Origin of the sequence: Microterricola gilva, assembly GCF_004217495.1 — a bacterium.
Lineage (GTDB): Bacteria > Actinomycetota > Actinomycetes > Actinomycetales > Microbacteriaceae > Microterricola > Microterricola gilva.
On the sequence record NZ_SHLC01000001.1, the window covers coordinates 1995080 to 2015030 of the forward strand.

The window sequence follows — 19951 nt, forward strand, 5'->3', positions numbered from 1 at the left end:
CTGGGAACTCCTCTCTATAGACGCGCCTGGATAGCGTGTTCGCCGAGGTGAGCGGGAGCGCCCGCCGACCCAGCTGACTCAGTGAGTTTGCTTTCAGTGCACCGGCTTTGGCAGACTGCAGAGGTCTTGTTGCCGAGGAAAGGGTCATGACATGAGGACAATCGAGGGTTTTGCGCCGCACTCTGTGCGCTGACAATCGTCGATTCGCCATTCTCGGCTCCGGTTTCAGCGCATCCGCTGAACACTCTGGAGTCTCATGTCAACCGCCTCACACACACGCTCGTCCGTCACGCTGAACAACGTCTCGTTCGCCTGGCCAGACGGCACACCCGCGCTCTCAAGCCTTGCCGGTAGCTTCGGAAGCGGCCGAACCGGTCTCGTCGGCTCGAACGGCACCGGCAAGTCCACACTGCTGCGCCTGCTCGCGGGTCGGCTCACGCCGTCCTCCGGGCAGATCACCACGAGCGGCGACGTCGGCTATCTGCCGCAGACCCTGACTCTGGATGCCGCCAACACCGTCGCCGGCCTGCTCGGCATCGGCGACAAACTCGACGCGCTGCACGCCATCGAGCGCGGCGACGTCGATGAGCGCCACTTCGACACGCTCGGTGACGACTGGGATCTGGAGACCCGCGCCGACGAGGCACTGCGCGCGATCGGGCTCTCCGCGGCCGACCTCGGGCGCAGCGTCTCCGAACTCTCCGGCGGAGAGGCGATGCTCGTTGCCATCACGGGACTCAGGCTGCAGCGCACGGCGATCACGCTGCTCGACGAGCCGACGAACAACCTCGACCGCGCAGCACGTGCGAGCCTCCGCGGCCTCGTGCGCAGCTGGCAAGGAACGCTCATCGTCGTGAGCCACGACACCGCGCTGCTCGAGTGCATGGATGCCACCGCCGAGCTCTACGGCGGACGGCTCAGCGTCTTCGGCGGGCCGTACAGCGAATGGCTGGAGCACCGGCAGCAGGAGCAGTCCGCCGCGGCGCAGGCCGTGCGCACCGCGGAGCAGGCCGTGCGTGCCGAGAAGCGCCAGAAGGCGGAGGCCGAGACCAAGCTCGCCCGCCGCGCCCGCACCGCGCAGAAGAACTACGACAACCGCGCGGCGGCGAAGATCGTGATGCATCAGTGGGCCTCCAACGCGCAGGTTTCGGCGGGCAAACTGCGCAGCGGCAGCGACGAGCGCCTGAACGCGGCGACGAGCGCGCTGGATGCCGCCGAGTCGCGCCTGCGCGACGGCGAGGCCATCCACCTCGAGCTTCCCGATCCTGCTGTCCCACGCGGCAAGCGCATCGCCGAGCTGCGCAGCGGAGCCGGCACAAGCGAAGACAGCGTCGACGGCGAGAACGGCGAGACCTTCTTTCTGCATGGGCCGGAACGCGTGGCCATCGTCGGCGCCAACGGCGTCGGCAAGACGACGCTGCTCGAGCAGCTGGTGAGCGGCGACGCCACGCCAGCTGGTCGAGCCAGCGGCATCCTGCACACCGCCCGCGTCGGCTACCTCAGCCAGCGCCTCGACGGCCTGGACGGCACCGCAGACAGCATCGACAACATCCGCGATGTCGCCCCGAACGCGGAGCCTGGCGAGATCCGCAACCGGCTGGCCCGCCTGCTGCTCCGCGGCGACAGCGTGCACCGCCCTGTGCAGACGCTCTCCGGCGGGGAGCGCTTCCGTGTCGCACTGGCCCGACTGCTCTTCGCCGACCCGCCGCACCAGCTGCTGGTGCTCGATGAGCCGACAAACAACCTCGACCTGCGGAGCGTCGACCAGCTGGTCGACGCGCTCACGCTCTATCGGGGCGCCGTGCTGGTGGTGAGCCACGACGACTCGTTCCTCGAGCGGATCGGGCTCGACCGCGTTCTCGAGCTCGACGCAGACGGCGGGCTTCGCGAGCTGCGCGAGCGCGTGGGCCCGACCCCGATGGGTTGCTAGGCCGTGGACGCCGCGCGCGGAGCCCGAGGCGCCTTCGGGCGCACGAGCGCGTGGCTGTCGCGCAGCAGCTGCTCGACGAGCGCGTCGTCGAGCGTTCCGTCGAGCACGATCGTGAGCCAGTGTTTCTTGTTGAGGTGGTAGCCAGGCGTGATGTGCGTCGGGAACTCCTCGCGCAGCGCCTTGCCCTCCTCCGGATCGCATTTCACCGACACCGTGAGCGGTTCGGCATCCAGAACACTCAACGCGAAGATCTTGTCATTGCCGCTGGTCTTGAAGACCGTCGTCTGCTCGCCGAACGGGTAGGTCTCGATGGCCTGGGGAAGATTCAGGCAGAACGACGCAAGCTCATCCGGGGTCATAGGAGAAGTCTAGGGATACCGGATGCCTTGCTCGGCGGCATCCGGCGCGATCATCGCTCGGCTGGCCCCGGCCCGAGCACATCGCCAGATGGCTCCCCGGCGGCCGCACCCTTGAGTTCGACGAAGACCGCGCGCGTCGGTGTCGTCCCGGTGTTCTCACCGGCATGGCGCTGCGCCGGCAGCCAGACGGCCTGCCCGGCGGGTAGCGATACCTCGAACTCTCGCCCGCCCGCGCTCAGCCGTCGGTCAAAGGCGCTCAGCGTGACCATCACGCTGTTCGGATGCCGGTGCGGCGTCGTCTTCGCACCCGGCTCGTCGTTGTACTCGAGTATCCGCACGAAATCGTTCTCCCACAGCGTGCGGTAGTGCTCCGGATTCGTCTGGATCGGATCGTCGTCGATCATGCTGGCACATTACGCTCGCACCCGGCGTCCGGGAAGCACTTCGCCTGACACGTACCGCAATTTTGGCGCCTACCGCAGATTCGTCGAAGTTCCTGTAATCTCCGCGTCCGCGAGCGACTACCGTTAGGAGTATGACGTCTTCTGACACCACCACGCCGGGCGCGGCAGAAACTGCCCCCGCGACCATGACTTTTTCCGAGCTCGAGCTCGATGACGCAGTTCTCAAAGCACTGAAGGACGTCGGCTACGAGACCCCCTCCGCCATCCAGGCCGCCACGATCCCGCCGCTGCTCGAGGGCCGCGACGTGCTCGGAACCGCCCAGACCGGAACCGGCAAGACCGCTGCGTTCGCGCTCCCGATCCTCTCCCAGCTCGACATCTCGCAGAAGACCCCTCAGGCCCTCGTGCTCGCGCCGACGCGCGAGCTCGCCCTGCAGGTCTGCGAGGCCTTCGAGAAGTACGCAGCGCACCTCAAGGGTGTGCACGTGCTCCCCGTTTACGGTGGCCAGGGCTATGGCGTGCAGCTCTCCGCGCTGCGCCGTGGCGTGCACATCGTCGTCGGCACCCCCGGTCGCATCATGGATCACCTCGACAAGGGCACCCTCGACCTCTCCGAGCTCAAGTTCCTGGTGCTCGATGAGGCAGACGAGATGCTCAAGATGGGCTTCGCCGAGGATGTCGAGACGATTCTCGCCGACACCCCAGACGACAAGCAGGTCGCGCTGTTCTCGGCGACGATGCCTGCCGCCATCCGTCGCATCTCCTCGCAGTACCTGAAGGACCCGGAGGTGATCACGGTCAAGACCAAGACCACCACCTCCTCGAACATCACGCAGCGCTACCTGATGGTCGCGTACCCGCAGAAGGTTGACGCGCTCACCCGCATCCTCGAGGTCGAGAACTTCGAGGGCATGATCGTCTTCACACGCACCAAGAACGAGACAGAGACGCTCGCCGAGAAGTTGCGTGCGCGTGGCTACTCCGCCGCTGCGATCAACGGTGATGTCGCCCAGGTGCAGCGCGAGCGGACCGTCAACCAGCTCAAGTCGGGCAAGCTCGACATCCTGGTGGCCACGGATGTCGCAGCCCGCGGCCTCGACGTCGAGCGCATCAGCCACGTCGTCAACTACGACCTGCCGATCGACACCGAGTCGTACGTGCACCGCATCGGCCGCACCGGCCGCGCCGGCCGCACGGGTGACGCGATCAGCTTCGTCACGCCGCGCGAACGCCGCATGCTCACCTCGATCGAGAAGGCCACACGCCAGGAGATCACGCAGATGCAGCTGCCGAGCGTTGACGACGTCAACGTGACGCGCCTCGCCCGCTTCGATGACTCGATCACCGCCGCACTGAGCCAGACCGACCGCATCTCCGAGTTCCGCGACATCGTGAACCACTACATCAAGCACCACGATGTTCCCGAGTCCGATGTCGCCGCCGCCCTCGCGCTTGTCGCGCAGGGCGACACTCCCCTGCTGCTCTCGCCGGAGGAGGCACGTGCCCAGCGCTTCGACCGTTTCGAGCGTGACGACCGCGGCGACCGTGGTGACCGCTTCTCGCGGGATCGCGGCGACCGTGGTGACCGCCGCGATCGTCCGGAGCGCCCGGAGCGCCGCACCCGCAGCAACGAGGGTCTCTCCACCTACCGCATCGCGGTGGGCAAGCGCCACAAGGTCGAGCCGCGCCAGATCGTCGGCGCCCTCGCCAACGAGGGTGGGCTCAGCCGCGACGACTTCGGTGCGATTCAGATCCGCCCCGACTTCTCGCTCGTCGATCTCCCGGCCAACCTCAGTAAGGACACGCTCGAGCGCCTCGAGAACACCCGCATCAGCGGCAAGCTGATCGAGCTGCGCCCGGACAACGGCCCGACGCGACGCGACGACCGCAGCTACGACGACCGCCCGCCGCGCAAGCCGCGCGAGCGCTACTGAGCCGACGGCTGACGGGCTGAGGCCCTGAGCCACTGATTTGCCGCCGAGGGCGGGGTGTGCGGATGCCGCATGCCCCGCCCTTTCGCGTACCCGCCCTCCTGCCCACTGCGCGCCCTCTCACCCGTTGCGCGCCAGAAACCGCGTTATGCGCCAGAAACAACTACGGCGTAACGCGGTTTCTGGCGCAGAACGCGCCCGGGCGACCCGATCGGGTCAGACGCTCAGGGCTTCGGTCGCTGGCGCTCCCTCAAGCCAGCGTGAAAGTGGGCGTCGACGAGGCAGCGTCGCGGCCTCCCCCGTAACGCGCCACAAACCGCGTTATGCGCCGGAAACAACTACGGCGTAACGCGGTTTCTGGCGCAGAACGCGCCCGGGCGACCCGATCGGGTCAGACGCTCAGGGCTTCGGTCGCTGGCGCTCCCTCAAGCCAGCGTGCGAGTGGGCGTCGACCGAGCAGCGTCGCGCCCTCTCCCGGAGCAGCGTCGCGGCCTCTCACCCGTTGCGCGCCCGGGCGGCCCGATCGGGTCAGACGCTCAGGGCTTCGGTCGCTGGCGCTCCCTCAAGCCAGCGTGAGAGTGCGCGTCGACCGAGCAGCGTCGGCGCGGGCCGCCACCGGGGTGGGCACCGCTCATAGCGCTCTCCCAGCTGGCTCATTGCGCGCACAAGTGGACGCGGCGCATGCTCGGAGCAATCGCCGAGAGCCGCAACGCGGCACAACAACCGAACGAGGTCGCGATGAGCCGCATCCCAGAACCCGAATCGACGCCGCACGGTCCGGCCTACGAGCGCCGACTGCTCGATCGCGCCGACGAGGAGGTTGTCGACCAGGGGGTCGCGTTCGACATCCGCACCCTGATGACGCGGCGGAGCATGCTCACCATCGTCGGCCTCGGCGTCGGCGCGGTTGCCCTCGCCGCCTGCACGCCGACGACCCCGGTGAACGGCTCCTCTGCCGCGACATCCGGCGGCGAGATCCCTGACGAGACAGCCGGCCCGTACCCCGGCGACGGCTCGAACGGCGTCGACGTGCTTGAGCAGTCCGGCATCGTCCGCAGCGACATCCGCTCGAGCCTCGACGGCGGCACAACCGCTGGCGGTGTGCCGATGGCGCTCACCCTCACGATTCTCGACATGGCCGGGAACGACGCCCCGTTCGCCGACGTGGCCGTGTACGTCTGGCACTGCGATAGCGCCGGCGGCTACTCGATGTACTCGGCCGGGCTTGAGAACGAGACGTACCTGCGCGGCGTGCAGGTGGCCGACAGCGCCGGCCAGGTCTCGTTCACGTCGATCTTCCCGGCCTGCTACCCCGGGCGGTGGCCGCACGTGCACTTCGAGGTCTACCCCGACGTCACTGCGATCACCGATTCCACGAACGCCATCGCGACGTCACAGCTCGCGCTGCCGCAGGACGTCTCCGACACCGTGTACGCCCGCTCGGAGTACGCGGGATCCGCCGCGAACCTCGCCCAGCTCAGCCTCGCCTCCGACAACGTCTTCGGCGACGACGGTGGCGCTGAGCAGCTCGCCACCGTGACCGGCGACGCGGGATCCGGATACACGGTCTCGCTGACGGTGCGCGTCGACACCCGCACGACGCCTGCGGCCGGATCGGCGCCAGGCGGGGGCCAGGCACCCGGTGGTGGCGCCGGCGGGCCAGGCGGGACTCCTCCCAGTGGCGGTCCAGGCGCACCTCCGGCCGGGTGATGCGGCCGCGGAGCTCGCGAGAAGACTCACGGGCCGCGACACGCCCGCCCGTGCACGCCGGCTTCACGCACCGTCATGCGGCAGGAGGGCGCCGCCGCGCTCGCTACGCTGGATGCCATGAAACTCCCCCTCCTGACCGCGGCCGTCCTCGGCGCGCTCCTGCTGAGCGGCTGTGCCGCCGGCTCCCCCACATCGTCCGTCTCCGAGCCTGTTGAGATCAGCACCGACGCCGCGTCGACCGCGGATGACGGCTGCGCCGGCATCGCCGTCGTCGCCGACTTCGGCATCCTCGACGCCCCGGCGGTCGACGTCTGCGTCGACAGCGACCAGGCGGTCCTCGCCAGCGAAGCCATCGCCACCGCCGGCATCACCACGGAGGGCAACGCCGACTACGGCGACGCCGTCGTCTGCCGCGTCGACGGTCGCCCAGCCGCCGACGAGACGGTGACCGTCGACGGCCAGGAGCCGTTCATCGAGCCGTGCAGCTCCATGTCGCCCGCCTACGCCTTCTGGGCGATCTGGGTGAAGCCAGCCGCCGACGCCGAGTGGGGCTTCGCCATGGAAGGCCTCGAAACGCTCAAGGCCGAGCCCGGCCAGAGCATCGGCCTCGTCTACACGACAGGCACCGGGACCGACCCGCAGCCGCCAACGGTCGAATAGGTGCGATTCCACGCGGCTCCGCTGCGCACGGCGGCGATCGTCGCCGCCGTGTTCGTGGCGACCCGCGTGGTCTACCGCGTCGTGTTCGGCGGGGCCTCCGGCGGCGGCATCCTGCTGCTGGATCTGCCCAGCATCCCACTCGCCGGGCCGTTCGCCCATGTGAGCCTGTTCGGCCCGGTGACGACCGGCGGCCTCTGGAACGCCGCCGTCAGCGCTCTGCCCTTCGCCGCCGTCATCCTGGCCTTCGGCGTGCTCAGCGCGGTCGTCGACATGCGACGCCTCTTCGTGCGTGGGTCGACCCGCGGCCCTCTGCGCGCGATCAGCCGCTCCCTGGTGATCGCGTGGTCGACCGCACCGGCACTCGCCCACGCGGTGCGCCGCGTGCGCCGAGCGGCCGCGCTGCGTGGCGAACGGGGCGCCGCCGCCCTGCTCGTTCCGGTGTTCGAGCAGACGATCGAGCGCGCCCTCGGGCTCGCCGCCTCCATGGAAGTGCGCGGCTTCGCCTCGACCCACCCCGCAGTCGCCGATGCCACGGTGCCCCTGGTGGCGATGACGGATGTCGCGCTCGGCCACGCCCGGGACCGCGCCGAGATCCTCAATTCGCTCACCCTGACTCTGGATGCCGGCACGCTCACCGTGCTGACCGGCCCGACCGGCTCAGGCAAGTCGAGCCTGCTCCGGTCCATCGACGGGCTCTTCCAGCACTTCGACGGTGGCCACCAGCGCGGCCGCATCACCGTCGCCGGCATCGACCGCGCCTCGACGCCGCCACGCGACACCGCCACGGTCGTCGGTTCCGTCGCCCAGAACGTGCGCATCGGCTTCGCCGCGGAGACCGTGCGAGAGGAGATCGGCTTCGCCCATGCGGTGCGCGGGCTTCCCGCGGTGGTCGTGGCCGAGCGCGTCGCCGAGGTCGCGCGGTCGCTCGGCATCGAGGGCCTGCTCGACCGCGACATCACCGCGCTCTCCACCGGCGAGGCGACCCTCGTCGCCATCGCGGCCGCCGTCAGCGGTCGCCCGGCGCTGCTGCTCGTCGATGAGCCGCTCGCCGAGCTCGACGATGCCGCCCGCGACACGGTGTGCCGCACACTCGATGCCCTGGCGCACGAGCACGGCTTGGCAGTGGTCGTCGCTGAGCACCACAGCGCCCCGCTGGCGCCGTTCGCGGACCGCTGGCTCACCCTCGACGGCGGCCGTGCGATCGGCTCCGCCCAGCCACCGGAGCCGGCTCTCGTCGAGGGTGCAGCGCCTCCCACGAACGGGGCGGCGCGGCATCCGCTCGCCGAGCTGCGTGGCCTCACCGTGAGCCACGGCGCCGCCGCCATCGTGCGCGATGCACGCCTCGGTCTCGGCACCGGGGAGCTCGTGGCGCTGGCCGGCCGCAATGGTGCGGGCAAGTCCAGCCTGCTCCTGGCGATGGCGATGCCGGCTGCCGCCGGCCACGTGTTCGTGCGGGGCGACGACGTGGCGACGCTGCCCGCCCGCGCCCGCCGGAGCCACGTGGCGCTGGTGCCGGAGCGCGTCGACGAGCTGTTCTTCCACACCACCGTCGCGGCGGAATGCCTGCGGGCCGACCGGGTCGACCGCCCCGATCGGCCGACGGTCGAGACCTTCGCGGCCCTGCTCGGCGGCGACCTCGATCTCGAGGCGTTGCTGCTGCAGCACCCACGCGATCTCTCCGCCGGGCAGCAGCTGTGCCTGGCGCTCGCGATCCAGCTGGCTCCGGCACCCGCGCTCCTGCTCGTCGACGAGCCGTCGCGCGGGCTCGACGAGCGGAGCCGGGCACTCGTCGGTGCCGCGCTCCGCACCGCAGCGGGATCCGGTGACCGCGCGGTGCTGATCGCGACCCACGACGCGGACTTCGCCCGGCGCTACACGGGGCGCACGCTCACGCTGGCCGGCGGCAGCCTCGACGACGGCACACGCTCCCCCGCCGAGGTGACACGATGAGCGCCGCACGCCCGTGGCTCGCCCCACTCGCCCTGACCGCCGGAAGCCTCGTGGCTCTCGCCGGCTTCACGTGGCCGCTGCTCGCCAGCGCCGTGCCGAGCGACGCCCAGGCCGCGACACCCGTTGTGGCCATGGCGCTGGTGCCCGCCGCGATCGTCGCACTCGCACTCGCGCTCGACCGGGACATGCACTCGGCGAAGGCGGTCGCCCTGCTCGGAGTGCTGGCCGCGATCGGCGCGGGGATCCGCATCGCCGGGGCCGGCGTCGGCGGCATCGAGGCCGTGTTCATCCTGCTGATTCTCGCCGGCCGAGCATACGGCCCCCGCTTCGGCTTTCTGCTTGGGCTGCTCACGATCGCCGTGTCCTCGCTGCTCTGGGGCGGGCTCGGCCCGTGGACGGCGTTCCAGATGTTCGGCTGCGCCTGGGTCGCGGCCGGGGCGGGCCTGCTGCCACGGATCCGACCGCGACTTGCCCGCGCCTCGGCATCTGACGCCGCCGCTGCCTCGCTGGCCGCCCGCGCGGCCAGACGCGCGGCCCGCCTGGAGATCGCGATGCTCGCCGGCTACGGCGTGGTCGCGTCCTACGTCTTCGGCCTGCTCATGAACATCTGGTTCTGGCCGTTCGCGGTCGGCACAGGCACCGGCATCTCCTACGAGGCCGGCGCGCCGATCGGCACGAACCTGGCCTCCTTCGCGCTCTACTCGCTCGTGAGCTCCACGCTCACCTGGGACACCGTGCGCGCGGTGACGACGCTCGTCGGCATCCTGCTGCTCGGCCCGGCGGTGCTCGCCGCGCTCCGCCGCGCCAAGCTGCCGGCCCGCTGACGCTGAGTTCGAGGGTCGGATGCCGGGGCGCCGGCTTCCACGGATCCGCTCAGGGCTTCGCGTGCGTCGCTGCTCCTTCGTCGCGGCGCCGCTCGCTCAAGCCAGCGTGGGAAATGCGGTGCCAGCGTGGGCAAGCGCGCGTGGCAGCCGGCGCGCGGAAGGAGAGGGTCGGATGCCGGGGCGCCGCCTTCGCGGATCCGCTCAGGGCTTCGCGTGCGTCGCTGCTCCTTCGTCGCGGCGCCGCTCGCTCAAGCCAGCGTGGGGATGCACGCTGGCGTGAGCGAGCGCGCGTGGCAGCCGATACGGCGACAGTCGCGGGGTCGGTGGGTTCGCGGGGCGCGACGCGCAGCGTCGCGAAAGGCGGCAGCCCTAACCTCGGAAGACTTCGAAACCGCCACCCTTGAGAATCGACGTCATTGTTTGAGCTGAGGAGCGAACCCTCCGAGCCCGCCCGCACGGACAGGGGTTTCGACAGGCTCAACCAGCGGAGGCTCAACAAACCGGGAGGGGTTTCGACAGGCTCAACCACCGGCGGGGGCTAGACCGAGAAGTACTTGGCCTCCGGGTGGTGGAACACGAAGGCGTCGGTGGACTGCTCCGGGTGCAGCTGCAGCTCCTCGGAGAGCACCACTCCCATGCGCTCCGGCTTCAGCAGTTCGACGACCTTGCGCCGGTCCTCCATCTCGGGGCACGCCGGGTAGCCGAGCGAGAAGCGCGCACCGCGGTACTCGAGCTTGAACAGCCCGGCGACATCCGTCGGGTCTTCCGCGCCGAGCCCGAGCTCATCGCGCACCCGGGAGTGCCAGTACTCCGCCAGTGCCTCCGTCAGCTGCATCGCGAGGCCATTGAGTTCGAGGTAGTCCCGGTACCGGTTCTCGGCGAAAAGTCGTGACGTGACTTCACTGACTCGCTGCCCTGCCGTCACCAACTGCACGGCAACGACGTCGACCTGCCCCGACTCCCTGGAGCGCACGAAGTCCGAGAGGCAGAGGTGCCGATCGCGCCGCTGCCGCGGGAACGTGAACCGCAGTCGCTCCGTTCCGACCGCGCCGCCCGAGCCGCCATCCGGCGCCAGCAGCCCGGCAACGCCGAGCGTTCCGGCAGGGTCGTCGCCGTGGTGCAGCACCACCATGTCGTTGCCCTCGGCGACGACCGGGAAGTAGCCGTATGCGACGGATGCATCGAGCATGCCCTCCGCGAGGATCCGATCGAGCCAGTAGCGCAGCCGCGGCCGGCCCTCGGTGTCGACGAGCTCCTGGTAGCTGGCGCCGTCCTCGGCGCGGCTGGGCTTGAGCCCCCACTGGCCGAGGAAGGTGGCGCGCTCGTCGAGGAACGCCGAGTACTCGGCCAGCGCGATGCCCTTGACGATGCGGGTTCCCCAGAACGGTGGGACCGGAACGGGGTTGTCGCTGGCGACATCCGATCGGGCTGGCAGGTTCTCCGGTTCGGTCACGATGAGTTGGCTCGGCCGGTGGATGCGCTTCTTCAGTGCGGGCAGCCCGACGCTGTCCGGGTCGGCGCCGCGGGCGATCGCGACGAGCGGCTCCATCAGGGCCAGACCCTCGAAGGCGTCGCGGGCGTAGCGCACGGTGCCGTCGAAGAGCGAGTCGAGGTCGTCCTCGACGTAACTGCGGGTGAGGGCTGCTCCGCCGAGAATGATCGGCCAGCGCTTGGCGAAGCCGCGATTCTGCAGCTCGAGCAGGTTCTCCTTCATGACGACGGTCGACTTCACGAGCAGGCCGCTCATGCCGATGACGTCGGCGTCGTGCTCCTCCGCGGCCGCGATGAACTCGTTGATCGTCTGCTTGATGCCGATGTTCACGACCGTGTAGCCGTTGTTGGAGAGGATGATGTCGACGAGGTTCTTGCCGATGTCGTGCACGTCGCCGCGCACGGTGCCGATCACCATGGTGCCCTTGCCTGCGGCATCCGAGCGCTCCATGTGCGGCTCGAGCAGGGCGACGGCGTTCTTCATGACCTCGGCCGATTGCAGCACGAATGGCAGCTGCATCTCACCGGCGCCGAAGCGTTCGCCGACGACCTTCATGCCCTCGAGCAGGTGCAGGTTGATGATCTCGATCGCGCTGAGACCGCCGGAACGGGCCAGGTCGAGGTCGGCCTCGAGGCCCTTGGCCTCGCCGTCGATGATGCGGCGTTCCAGGCGCTCGCCCACCGGGAGAGCGGCGAGCTCTGCCGCCCGCTGGTCTTTGAGCGCCGCGGCATCCACGCCGGCGAAGAGGTCGAGCATCGTGGAGAGCGGGTCGTAGATCAGCGTGCCCTCCGCGTCGTACTCGCGGCGGTCCCAGACGAGGTCGAGCGCGACCTTGCGGCGGTCTTCCGGCACGGATGCCAGCGGCACGATCTTCGCGGCGTCGACGATCGCACTCGTGAGCCCGGCCTCGACGGCCTCGTGCAGGAACACGGAGTTGAGCACGGAGCGGGCGGCCGGGTTGAGACCGAACGAGACGTTGGAGACGCCGAGCGTCGTGTTGATGCCCGGGTACTTCGCGGTGATCTGGCGGATCGCCTCGATCGTCTCGATGGCGTCGCGCCGCGTCTCCTCCTGGCCCGTCGCGATGGGGAAGGTGAGGGCGTCGACGATGATGTCGTCGACGCGCATGCCCCACTCCTCCACGAGGGTGTCGACGAGGCGGGAGGCGATGGCGACCTTGGTCTCGGTCGTGCGGGCCTGCCCCTGCTCGTCGATGGTCAGCGCGATCACGGCTGCACCGTGCTCCTTGACGAGCGGCATGATGCGGGCGAAGCGGCTGGTGCCGCCCTCGCCGTCCTCGAAGTTGACGGAGTTGACGACGGGGCGGCCGCCGATCAGCTCCAGGCCGGCCTGCAGCACGGCCGGCTCCGTGGAGTCGATGACGAGCGGCAGCGTCGACGCGCTGGCCAGGCGCGAGACGATCTGGCGCATGTCGTCTGCGCCGTCGCGGCCGACGTAGTCGGTGCAGACGTCGAGCAGGTTCGCCCCGTCGCGCACCTGGTTGCGCGCGATCTCGACGCAGTCGTCCCAGCGGCCGTCGAGCATGGCCTCGCGGAAGGCGCGGGAGCCGTTGGCGTTGGTGCGCTCACCGATCGCGAGGTACGAGCTCTCCTGCTCGAAGCTGACGTGCTGGTACAGGCTGGCGACGCCGGGGTCGCTCTCCAGTGTGCGCTCGGCCGGCGTCGCGCCCTGCAGCCGTTCGACGACGGCACGCATGTGGTCGGGCGTCGTGCCGCAGCACCCGCCGATCAGGCCGAGGCCGAACTCCTTGACGAACTGCTCGTGCGCCGTCGCGAGCTCGCCCGGGGTGAGCGGGTAGCTGGCGCCGTTCGTGCCGAGCACGGGCAGGCCGGCATTCGGCATGCACATCACGGGAACGGTGGCGAACTTCGAGAGGTGGCGCAGGTGCTCGCTCATCTCGGCCGGGCCGGTCGCACAGTTCAGGCCGATGGCGTCGATGCCGAGCGGTTCGAGCGCGGTGAGCGCCGCGCCGATCTCGCTGCCCATCAGCATGGTTCCGGTCGTCTCGACCGTGACCTCGACGAAGATGGGCAGGCGGATGCCGCTCGACGCGATTGCGGCGCGGCATCCGTTCACCGCCGACTTGGTCTGCAGCAGGTCTTGCGAGGTCTCGATCAGGAAGGCGTCAGCGCCACCGCGGATCAGACCGAGCGCCTGTTCCGCGAAGGTGGCCTTGAGGTGCGCGTACGTGGTGTGGCCGAGGCTCGGCAGCTTGGTGCCAGGCCCCATCGAACCGAGCACCCAGCGCAGCCGTCCGTCGCGGGCTTCCCAGGCCTCCGCCCGCTCGCGCGCGATTGCCGCGCCGGCGTGGGCGAGCTCCTCGATGCGGTCATCGATGTCGTAGTCGGAGAGGTTCGACCAGTTGGCGCCGAAGGTGTTCGTCTCGACGGCGTCAATGCCGGTCTCGAAGTAGGCGTCGTGGATGGCGCCGATCATGTCGGGCCGGCTGACGTTGAGGATCTCGTTGCAGCCCTCGAGCTGCCTGTAGTCCTCGAGCGTCGGCTCGTGCTCCTGCAGCATGGTGCCCATGGCACCGTCGGCGATCACGACCCGCGAGGCGAGCGCGTCGAGAAGTGCCTGCGCGCGGGCGGGGCGCACCGCCGCGGAGATGTCGGTGCCGGCCGGGTCGGTGCCCGTCGTGGGTGCGGAGGTGTCGATCGGTGCGGGCGCGTCAGTCACCCGCTCATCGTAGCGAGCAGATTCGGCTGCGGCGCCTGCATGACGCCCCGCTTCGGGGCGAGCGGCGCCCTTGCCACGCCGTGCAACGCGGTGTACTAACAGAGCATGGACTTCCACGCACTGATTGAGCTCATCGGCAGCATCATCGACATCGCCGGTGTCGCGGTGATCGTGATCGGCGCAATCGTGGCGACGGTGATCGCCCTGTACGGGATCGCCAAGCGCACCGGCCCGGTGTACGTGCCCTTCCGCCGCTCGCTCGGCCGCTCGATCCTGCTCGGGCTTGAGTTGCTCGTCGCCGCTGACATCATCAAGACGGTTGCCCTCACGCCGACGCTGCAGAACGTCGCCGTGCTCGGAGGCATCGTGCTCATCCGTACCTTCCTCAGCTTCTCCCTTGAACTGGAGATCACGGGGCGCTGGCCCTGGCAGAAGGCACCGGATGCCGCCGCGAAGAGCACCGTCGGGTCCGCCGCGCCGACGACGCCCGCTCCGATCGCGGACTAGTTCCCGGATGCCGCCGAGCGCGGCATCCCGTCACCCGAATGAGTCTCCCCCGAGCGGGGGGTGTCCCCCTTTATGCCGACTATCGCCGTTCACCGCGCGTTCATAGGCTTCGGAGCCAGAGGGCGGAATGCACACCCGGCCGCGGTCGCTTCACATCGCTGCACCGATCGAGGTCGGGCCGTGCACTCATTCCGCCCTTGTTCTGTGTCTCGTCGTCGCACCACAACGTCCGACGCGCAGGGCACGGAGCCAACCGGGCTTGATCCAAGCCACAGAGAATCAGGAGCACGATGTTCACTCTCCGTACAAGCACAAGCGGGATTCCGCGCAGACGCGCCGTCACAGCCGGAATCGCGATATCGGCGGCCCTCTGCGCCGCCGTCCTCGTTCCCGGTGCGGCCATGGCCGCACCGAACGCCTCTGGTGCCGCCGCGATCCAGGCCGTTCCCGGCCCGCTCATGAACTACGCGATCAACGTTGGCATCGTCAACCGCGGTCAGACGCTCAAGGTCGAGCGCGCTGTCGCCGCGGCCGGCGGCAGCGTCATCGAGTCGTACGCCGAGATCGGCGTCGTCATCGCACAGTCAGACAACGCCGCGTTCGCCACGGCTCTGGCGAAGGAGAAGGCGGTGCTCTCCGTCGGTGCGACCCGCACCGCTCCCGTCGCGGCGACCGATCCCACGTACGGGGTCAGCGACCCGCTGGCGCCCGGTGAGTCGGGCCACAAGCGCTCCGCCGCCGCCGCAACCACCAAGGACGCGGGCGTCGAAGCCGAGGTGACCGTCATCCCCGACCCGTCTGAGAGCCGCCAGTGGGACATGGCCGCCATCGGTGCGGTCGCAGCGCACGAGATCACCGACGGCAGCCGTGATGTGCTTGTCGCCGTGATCGACTCCGGCATCCAGGGCGACCACCCCGACCTGGCCGCGAACATCGACGTGAACGCGTCGGCGAGCTGCCTGAGCGGCGTGGCCGACACGAGCTACGAATCGTGGCAGCCGACCACCAGCTCGCACGGAACGCACGTTGCGGGCACGATCGCCGCCGCCCGCAACGGCATCGGCATCGTCGGCGTCGCCCCGAATGTGCGCGTCTCCGCGGTGAAGGTCGTCAACGACGACGGATTCATCTACCCGGAGGCGGCGATCTGTGGCTTCATGTACGCGACGGAGACCGGCGCGGACATCACGAACAACAGCTACTACATCGACCCGTGGGAGTTCTGGTGCGACAACAACGCCGACCAGAGCGCCGTGAAGACCGCGGTGAACCGCGCCGTGCAGTACTCGCAGGGCAAGGGCGTCCTGAACGTCGCCGCCGCGGGCAACTCGGCTCTGGACCTCGCCAACAAGACCGTCGACTCGTCGAGCCCGAATGACACCGTCCCGGTCACGCGTCCCATCGACGCCACGTGCCACGACATCCCCGCCGAACTCGACGGCGTCGTGACGGTCTCCTCTACCACGTCGACCGGCGCCAAGTCGGGCTTCTCCAACTACGGCCTGGGCGTCATCGACATCGCGGCCCCCGGTTCGTCGATCCTCTCGACGGTCGCAGGCGGCGGCTACGGCACGTCTTCCGGCACCTCGATGGCCTCGCCGCACGTCGCCGGTGTTGCCGCGCTGCTGAAGTCGGTGCACCCGGAGTACTCCGGTCTCGCACTCGGCGATGTGCTCTACGCACAGGCCAACGACGTTGCGTGCCCGGCCGGATCGGCGCTGTGCACCGGACCGGTGGAGAACAACGCCTTCTTCGGCGAGGGTCTGGTCGACGCGCTCGAGGCGGTCAACTGATCCGAGCGATCGGGTCTGAACCGATCCGATCCATCGTCACTCCGGTGACGTGAACACGCTCTGGGGCGTGTCGGCACTGGCCGGCACGCCCCAGAGTCGTCTGTCCCCGCCTCGGCGGTGGAACCGGAGCCGCGACGGTCTCCACCAGACCGCCCGCTAGAGTGACCGCATGTCACGACGACCACGAACGCGCCGCCGCTGGCCCTGGATCGCACTGGGCGGGATCGGGCTGGTGGCCGTGCTCGGGTTCGGCGTCGTCGTCTTCGGCGGCGCGCAGCTCCTGCTCACGCCGCATCACAACGCCTCGACAGCGGCCGGCGACGTGATCGCTCTCTCCGACGGTGAGATCACCCTCACGCGGATGACCGCTACCGAACGCGTCGGCACCTACGGCCTCGTCTGGGAGACGGATGCCGGTACGGGCAGTGCGACAATCGGCCCGATCCTCGCCACGACGGGCGACACCGTCATCCGCCCCATCTCGAACGTCGTCGGCGAGCTCAGCGCCGGCACCGCCGTGCAACTCAATCCCAACATCTTTGACGGCGATCCTCAGACAAGCCTCGGCATTCCGTTCACAAACGTGGCCATCGACGGCGAGCTCGGTCCGATGCCCGCCTGGCAGGTCGACGGCGACGGCTCCACCTGGGTGTTGTTCGTGCACGGCATTGACGGCATGCGTGAGAGCGGGCTCCGGCCACTGCCGACCCTCGTCGGCGCCGGTCTGCCGACGCTGCTGATCACCTATCGCAACGACGTCGACGCCCCGCCGAGCCCGAGCGGCCTGATCTCGCTCGGCCAGACCGAGTGGAGGGACCTCGAGTCCGCGGCCGACTTCGCGCTGAGCCAGGGCGCCACCCATTTCGTGCTGTACGGCGACTCGATGGGCGGCAGCATCGTCACCCGCTTCATGCACGAATCACCGCACGCGTCGAAGGTGCTCGGCATGGTGCTCGACGCGCCCGTCCTCAACTGGGCCGGCGTGCTGCAGGGCCAGGCCGACCGCTTCCACATGGGCTTCCTGGGCGGCGCGCTGCAGTCGGCGGTGTCCTGGCGCGGCGACGTCGACCTCGACGAACTCGACGAGCTCGACCAGACGGGCCCATTCGAGCGGCTGCCGATCCTGCTGTTCCAAGGGCTCGCCGACCCGCTGGTTCCGCCGGCGGAGAGCGAGCGCTTCGCGGCGTCGCTGCCGAACGCGCGCTACGTGCCGGTTGCCGACGCCGGCCACATCCAGAGCTGGAACGTCGACCCCGCTGGCTATGAGAAGCAGCTCGGCGACTTCATCGGCCAGTTCTCGTCGCGTCGGCCTGGCTGAGCAGCTCCATCGGGCCGCACCATCGTGCGGAACCGCCAGAGCGCTCAGCCGACGTGCTGATCGAACAGGATGACGTTGCCATCCGGGTCACGCAGCATGAAGCTGCCTGGCCCGCTCGTCGTCTCGTCGACCTCGGCGAGGAACTCGAGACCGTCGGCCTTGAACGCCTTCTGCAGGCTTCTGACATCCTCGAACTCGTCGAGGGGTTCGGCGTTCGGCGTCCACCCGGGATTGAAGGTGAGCAGGTTGCCCTCGAACATGCCCTGGAACAGGCCGATCGTCGTGACGCCGTTGCGGAGGATCAGCCAGTTCTCCGCCGGGTCACCCATGACGTGCTCGAAGCCGAGCGCCTCGTAGAATGCCCGTGAAGCGGCGAGGTCCGCGACGGTCAAGCTGACGGAGAATGCTCCGAGGTCCATGCTGCCCTGCTTTCTGTAGTGGGCGTCGACGCCCGCCTCACGCCCGACGATACGCCGCGGCGGTCGCTCGGCGAAAGGGCGGCACGCGGCTCATGGATCCCGACGTCGCGTGGAGCGCTCGGCGGCGATCAGCCGGTGCGCCGCATCGATCAGCGCGAGGTGGGTGAACGCCTGCGGGAAGTTGCCGAGGTGCTGCCCCGTCGATGCCTCGATCTCCTCCGCGTAGAGCAGGAGCGGCCCGGCGAAGCTCAACATCTTCTCGAACAGCGCTGAGGCGGCGTCGACCTCCCCGATTTCGGCGAGCGCCGACACGAGCCAGAAGGTGCAGATTGAGAACGTGCCCTCTTCACCACTCAAACCGTCCTCCGTGCGGTCGACGCGGTAGCGCAGCACCAGCCCCTGCTCCGTCAGCTCTTCCGCGATCGCCAGCACCGTCGCGCGCACCCGCGGATCGTCAGGGGGCAGGAGGCCCATGAGGGGCAGCAGGAGCAGCGATGCATCGAGTTCGGTTGTGTCATAGTGCTGGGTGAACACGCCCCGTGAGTCGACGCCGCGCGTGCAGATATCGGTCTTCAGCCGGTCGGCCGCGGCCTGCCAACGGTCGGCGCGGTCGCTGTCACCGCGTCCGCGTGCGATGCGGATGCCGCGATCGACCGCCACCCAACACATCACCTTGGATGCGACGAAGTGCTGCGGGGCGCCCCGCATCTCCCAGATCCCCTGATCGGGCTCACCGCTCCGCTCGATCGCGGTATCGACAAGCATGCACAGTCTGGCCCAGATGCCGGGGGCGACCTGCCCGCCTCCCCGCAGGTGTTCCTCGACGGCATCGAGCAGCATCCCCCACACATCGTGCTGATGCTGATCGAACGCCCCGTTGCCGGTTCGCACGGGACGCGAGTCCCTGTACCCGGAGAGATGGTCGAGCGTGTGCTCGGTCAGGTCCCGCTCCCCGCCGATGCCGTACATGATCTGCAGCGACCACGGTATGGCCGGATCCGCCTCGGAGACCGCGTCGATGATGAAGGCGAAGTACTCGAATGCCTCCCAGTCGAGGCCGAGGCTGTGCAGTGCCCGCAGCATGAACGCGGTGTCCCTGATCCACGTGAAGCGGTAGTCCCAGTTCCGCTGTCCTCCTGGCGTTTCCGGCAGGGACGTCGTCGCGGCCGCCATGATCGCCCCCGTCGGGGCGTAGCTCAGACCCTTGAGCGCGAGCGCGCTGCGCTCGATGTACGGGCGGTAGCGGTGGTCGGGGAAGGACGCCATGCTGATCCACCCCCGCCAGAACGATTCGGTGAAGCGCAACTGGCTGAGCGCCTCGTCCAGATCAGCCGTGATTTGGTCTCCCCAGCTCAGCGCGGCGAACGCCGACTCCCCGGCGGCGAGCGTCTGCCGGCCGTAGCTGCGCGCGCCCATCAGCCCCAACGGGATGCTGCTGTTCAGTGTGAGCGTGATGTCGGCGGCCGTGACGGTCGTCCGGGTGAATCCGGGGCCGTCATACGCCCACTGTCCCTGCACACGGCCGTAGTCGAAGAGGGGGAAGCAGCTCAGGTCGAGCTCCACCCTCCCGTCGAAGCACGTCGCGATGCGGAGCAAGGTGTGCGCGGACATCGCGTCCCCCGGCGAGCGCCGCGATTCGCCACGACGCAGTTCGTCGACGGGGCCGAGCACGAGCACATCGGTCACCGTCAGCCATCCGGTCGCCGTGTGCCACGTCGTCTCGAGCGCCATCGTTCCTGGCAGATAGCGACGCTGTTGCGGCACCGCGGTGTTGGCCGGGGCGAAGCGAAAGCTCCCTGCCGCCCGGTCGAGAAGCGCGCCGAAGACACTGGGCGCATCGGGACGCGGGAGGCACAGCCACTCGACGGCCCCGTCCGGGGCGATCAGTGTGCTCACCTCGCAGTCGGAGAGGAATGCGTAGTCGGCGATCGGGGGAAAGGTCATGGGCATGCTC

At 69.4% G+C, this 19951-nt stretch carries 14 protein-coding genes; 9 read left to right on the plus strand and 5 right to left on the minus strand.

The features are described from left to right. The first annotated feature begins 256 nt into the window (after positions 1-256). On the plus strand, positions 257-1930 hold the full coding sequence (locus EV379_RS09345; RefSeq protein WP_130505900.1) for an ABC-F family ATP-binding cassette domain-containing protein: 1674 nt from the start codon (positions 257-259) through the stop codon (positions 1928-1930). Here EV379_RS09345 and EV379_RS09350 read toward each other — a convergent pair. Next, on the minus strand, positions 1927-2289 hold the full coding sequence (locus tag EV379_RS09350) for an MmcQ/YjbR family DNA-binding protein (protein WP_130505901.1): 363 nt from the start codon (positions 2287-2289) through the stop codon (positions 1927-1929). The two genes, EV379_RS09345 and EV379_RS09350, sit on opposite strands and share 4 nt — an antisense overlap. 50 nt (positions 2290-2339) lie before the next feature. Further along, positions 2340-2693, minus strand: a complete 354-nt coding sequence (locus EV379_RS09355; protein ID WP_130505902.1) for a cupin domain-containing protein — start codon at positions 2691-2693, stop codon at positions 2340-2342. 131 nt (positions 2694-2824) lie between these two features. Between EV379_RS09355 and EV379_RS09360 the strand changes: the two genes are divergently transcribed. The 5 genes from EV379_RS09360 to EV379_RS09380 all read left to right on the plus strand — a co-directional run bounded on the left by EV379_RS09360 (position 2825) and on the right by EV379_RS09380 (position 9768). Continuing rightward, positions 2825-4627 (plus strand): DEAD/DEAH box helicase, encoded by a 1803-nt coding sequence (locus EV379_RS09360; protein ID WP_130505903.1) that lies wholly within the window; start codon positions 2825-2827, stop codon positions 4625-4627. 735 nt (positions 4628-5362) lie between these two features. Then, on the plus strand, positions 5363-6334 hold the full coding sequence (locus EV379_RS09365) for an intradiol ring-cleavage dioxygenase (protein ID WP_130507383.1): 972 nt from the start codon (positions 5363-5365) through the stop codon (positions 6332-6334). Between the two features lie 117 nt (positions 6335-6451). Then, positions 6452-6994, plus strand: a complete 543-nt coding sequence (locus tag EV379_RS09370) for a YajG family lipoprotein (protein WP_130505904.1) — start codon at positions 6452-6454, stop codon at positions 6992-6994. Beyond that, positions 6995-8944: an ATP-binding cassette domain-containing protein gene (locus EV379_RS09375; protein ID WP_130505905.1), complete on the plus strand. Its 1950-nt coding sequence runs from the start codon at positions 6995-6997 to the stop codon at positions 8942-8944. Then, positions 8941-9768, plus strand: coding sequence for an ECF transporter S component (locus EV379_RS09380; protein WP_130505906.1), 828 nt, complete (start codon positions 8941-8943; stop codon positions 9766-9768). Before EV379_RS09375 ends, EV379_RS09380 begins: the two co-directional genes overlap by 4 nt. 538 nt (positions 9769-10306) lie before the next feature. Here EV379_RS09380 and metH read toward each other — a convergent pair. After that, entirely contained in the window at positions 10307-13879 is a 3573-nt protein-coding gene (gene metH / locus EV379_RS09385; protein ID WP_207226321.1) for a methionine synthase, read from the minus strand. A gap of 186 nt (positions 13880-14065) precedes the next feature. Between metH and EV379_RS09390 the strand changes: the two genes are divergently transcribed. The 3 genes from EV379_RS09390 (at position 14066) to EV379_RS09400 (ending at position 17578) form a co-directional block, all read left to right on the plus strand. Next, a complete protein-coding gene (locus EV379_RS09390) occupies positions 14066-14467 on the plus strand; it encodes a DUF1622 domain-containing protein (protein WP_130505907.1) in 402 nt (133 codons plus the stop codon). A 290-nt stretch (positions 14468-14757) separates the two neighbouring features. After that, a complete protein-coding gene (locus EV379_RS09395; protein WP_130505908.1) occupies positions 14758-16260 on the plus strand; it encodes a S8 family serine peptidase in 1503 nt (500 codons plus the stop codon). Positions 16261-16429: 169 nt separating this feature from the next. Continuing rightward, a complete protein-coding gene (locus tag EV379_RS09400) occupies positions 16430-17578 on the plus strand; it encodes an alpha/beta hydrolase family protein (protein WP_130505909.1) in 1149 nt (382 codons plus the stop codon). Between the two features lie 44 nt (positions 17579-17622). Here the strand turns inward: EV379_RS09400 and EV379_RS09405 are convergent, their stop codons facing one another. Both EV379_RS09405 and EV379_RS09410 read right to left on the minus strand, forming a co-directional pair. After that, positions 17623-17997 (minus strand): VOC family protein, encoded by a 375-nt coding sequence (locus EV379_RS09405; protein WP_130505910.1) that lies wholly within the window; start codon positions 17995-17997, stop codon positions 17623-17625. Positions 17998-18087: 90 nt separating this feature from the next. Then, complete coding sequence (locus tag EV379_RS09410) at positions 18088-19941, minus strand: glycoside hydrolase family 15 protein (RefSeq protein WP_242616304.1); 1854 nt, start codon at positions 19939-19941, stop codon at positions 18088-18090. Positions 19942-19951: the final 10 nt, after the last annotated feature.